The organism is Mesorhizobium sp. M7A.F.Ca.US.006.04.2.1, from assembly GCF_004022915.1.
GTDB classification, from domain to species: domain Bacteria; phylum Pseudomonadota; class Alphaproteobacteria; order Rhizobiales; family Rhizobiaceae; genus Mesorhizobium; species Mesorhizobium ciceri.
In genome coordinates this window covers 1-3,098 of record NZ_RZQA01000773.1, presented here as the reverse complement: position 1 = coordinate 3,098, position 3,098 = coordinate 1, and the positions used below count along the sequence as shown (strand labels likewise).

The 3,098-nt window shown below is 63.1% G+C and carries 3 protein-coding genes and 1 pseudogene; 3 read left to right on the top strand and 1 reads right to left on the bottom strand.

Annotation, left to right across the window (positions count from 1 at the left end; genetic code table 11):
* A pseudogene (locus EN925_RS29800) lies at window positions 1-233 on the bottom strand (transcriptional regulator MntR); the annotation flags it as partial.
* Between the two features lie 235 nt (window positions 234-468).
* On the opposite strand from EN925_RS29800, the gene EN925_RS29795 reads away from it, so the two are divergent.
* From EN925_RS29795 to EN925_RS29785, 3 genes are all read left to right on the top strand, one after another.
* Entirely contained in the window at window positions 469-1,833 is a 1,365-nt protein-coding gene (locus tag EN925_RS29795) for an Nramp family divalent metal transporter (protein ID WP_013530120.1), read from the top strand.
* An 87-nt stretch (window positions 1,834-1,920) separates the two neighbouring features.
* On the top strand, window positions 1,921-2,769 hold the full coding sequence (locus EN925_RS29790) for a protein-L-isoaspartate O-methyltransferase (protein ID WP_164766116.1): 849 nt from the start codon (window positions 1,921-1,923) through the stop codon (window positions 2,767-2,769).
* 102 nt (window positions 2,770-2,871) lie between these two features.
* Window positions 2,872-3,098, top strand: a 227-nt coding sequence (locus tag EN925_RS29785) for a dihydrofolate reductase family protein (RefSeq protein ID WP_164894473.1), incomplete at its 3' end; no start/stop codon positions are given.

Below are 3,098 nucleotides of genomic sequence, written 5' to 3'. Positions count from 1 at the left end.
TCGGCGCACAGCCTGGTCAGCATCTTGGCCACCGTCGGCTGCGCGACGCCGAGCCGTGCGGCGATGTCGACCTGACGCGCCTCGTTGCCGTCTTCGATCAGGTCGGCGATCAGTTCGACATAATCCTCGACCAACGCACTGCGGCGCGCTTCGCGCTGCTGCCGGAAGCCCTCCGAATGAATTTCGGCGTCGAGCAGCGGCTCGCGCGGAACTGGTCTGTTCTTCAGCACCAATACGCGCTCCTCCCAAGACTATTTGCCATCCATGCTTTCATAGCACGGGCTCTGATTCTTCAGGCCGTTTATTTGCATTCCGCCACAGGTGCAACCGGGGCTTCCGATTGCCGTTTCACCCGATGACCGCCAGCCGGATAAAAAGCAACGACAATGAAATATAGCATATTGCATAATGTTGAGCCATGGCATAGCTTAAGGCAACATCGTCCAGTCTCGCGGAAAGCCCTCCTTCATGTCTGAAGCCGAAGCCACAGCCTCCCGTTCCTCATGGCGGTTCGCCAGGCCCGACGAGGACGAGCAGCCCAGCCTGCGCGAAGTCAATTCCTCTATCGCCGTGCCGAACTCGGGCGTCTGGTTCCGTCGCCTGTTCGCCTTCATGGGTCCCGGCTACATGGTCTCGGTCGGCTATATGGACCCCGGCAACTGGGCGACCGACCTCGCCGGCGGCGCCCAGTTCGGTTACACGCTGCTGTTCATCATCATGCTGTCCAACCTGATGGCGATCCTTTTGCAGGCGCTGGCGGCACGGCTCGGCATCGCCACCGGCCGCGACCTCGCCCAGGCCTGCCGGGCCTATTATCCCCGGCCGGTGAACTTCGTGCTGTGGATCGCCTGCGAGCTGGCCATCATCGCCTGCGACCTGGCCGAAGTCATCGGCACCGCGATCGCATTGCAGCTTCTGTTCGGCATTCCGCTGATCGGCGGCGCCATGCTGACGGCGCTCGACGCCTTCCTCGTGCTGCTCCTGATGAACAAGGGGTTTCGCTATCTCGAAGCCTTCGTCATCGCGCTTTTGATCATCATCTTCAGCTGCTTCGCCATCCAGATCTTCGTCGCCGCCCCGCCGGCCGGTTCGATCCTGCATGCCATGTTCGTGCCGTCGTCGGAAATCGTCACCAATCCGGCGATGCTCTACATCGCCATCGGCATCATCGGCGCCACCGTCATGCCGCATAATCTCTATCTGCACTCCTCGATCGTGCAGACCCGCGCCTATGAACGCACCGACAAGGGCAAGCGCGACGCCATCAAATGGGCAACGACGGACTCGACCATCGCCCTGATGCTGGCTTTGTTCGTCAACGCCTCGATCCTGATCGTGTCCGCGGTCGCCTTTCACAACACCGGCCACCAGGACGTCGCAGAGATCGGCCAGGCCTTCGAGCTGCTGTCGCCGCTGCTCGGCCTCGGCATCGCCTCGATCCTGTTCGCGGTGGCGCTGCTGGCTTCCGGCCTGAACTCGACGGTGACGGCCACGCTCGCCGGCCAGATTGTTATGGAAGGCTTCCTGCGCCTGCGCATCCCCAACTGGGCACGCCGGCTGCTGACGCGCGGCCTCGCCATTATCCCGGTGGTGGTCGTCACCGCGCTCTATGGCGAAAAGGGCACCGGCCAGTTGCTGGTGTTCAGCCAGGTCATCCTGTCGATGCAACTGCCCTTCGCGGTCGTCCCGCTGGTGCAGTTCGTCTCCGACAAGAAGAAGATGGGCAATCTCGCCATTCCGCGCGGCGTCGCAGCCCTTGCCTGGGTGGTCGCCGCGATCATCCTGGTGCTCAACTTCAAGCTGCTCTACGACACCATGTTCGGGGTCGGCTGAGTTCCGCTTCGCCTGGAAACCGGCTGCCCTCTGCGCAGGGGGCAGCCTCGCGACAAATCGGCAATCCGCGCTATGTTTTCCGGCATCATGACCCGGATCGAAGACATCAGGAAATTCTACGCGCGGCTGCTGGCCGCCAATGCCGGCTCGCCCGACCCACGTCTGGAAGCGGCTTTCGCCGACGTGCCGCGCGAAGCGTTTCTCGGTCCCGGGCCGTGGACGGTCGTCGCCGGCAACGGCAAGATCAGAACACCAAGCGCCGATCCGGCTCATATCTATCAGAACGTGCTGGTGGCGCTCGACGACGACAAGGGCATCAACAATGGCGAGCCATTCCTGCACGCCATGTGGATTGGAAAGCTTGAACCGAAACCCGGTGAGGCGGTTTGCCATATCGGCGCCGGCACCGGCTACTACACCGCCGTGCTGGCCCGGCTGGTTTCGCCAGGCGGCATCGTCACCGCTTTCGAACTCGACGAGAAGCTGGCCGATCTGGCGCGTCAAAATCTCGAAGCCTATGGCAATGCGACGGTGGTACATGGCGATGCCGTGACGACGCCCCTGCCGCCATCCGACATCATCTATGTCAATGCCGGGGTCGCAGCGCCCCCGGCCGGATGGCTGAAGGCGCTGCGGCCAGGCGGCCGCATGATCTTTCCCTGGCGGCCGGCCGAGCGCGTCCCGCTGGCGGTGATGGTGACACGCACGCAAAAAGGCTTCGCCTGCGATCCGTTCATGCGGTCGTGGTTCATTCCCTGTGTCGGCGCCTCGGTCGCGGACCCCGCGGCGATGATCCCCACCGGCGAGCAGGCCGCGCGCAGCCGCTCGATCTGGCTGGCGCAGGACAGGGCGCCGGACGACACCGCCACCGCCATATCAGGCGATGTCTGGTTCTCGTCGGAAAATCTCCACACCGAGCCTCGCAAGCAACGGTGATTTTCCAAAATTTCGTCCTGTCCTGTCGGACCGGTGGCTCGTCGCCCGTCCTTGGGCTGAAGTCCGCCACGACGGCGTGGACCGAAGAACGGGAGCATTGGAATGAGAAAGATTATCTCTGCGACATTCGTCAGCCTCGACGGCGTCATGCAGGCGCCCGGCGGCCCGCAAGAGGATCCGGTCGGCGGCTTCAAGTTCGGCGGCTGGACCTTCCATTACTTCGACGAGGCGGGGGGCGCGGCGATGGATGAACTGTTCTCCAAGCCTTTCGCCCTGCTTCTCGGCCGCAGGACCTACGATATCTTCGCCGCCTACTGGCCATATCAGAA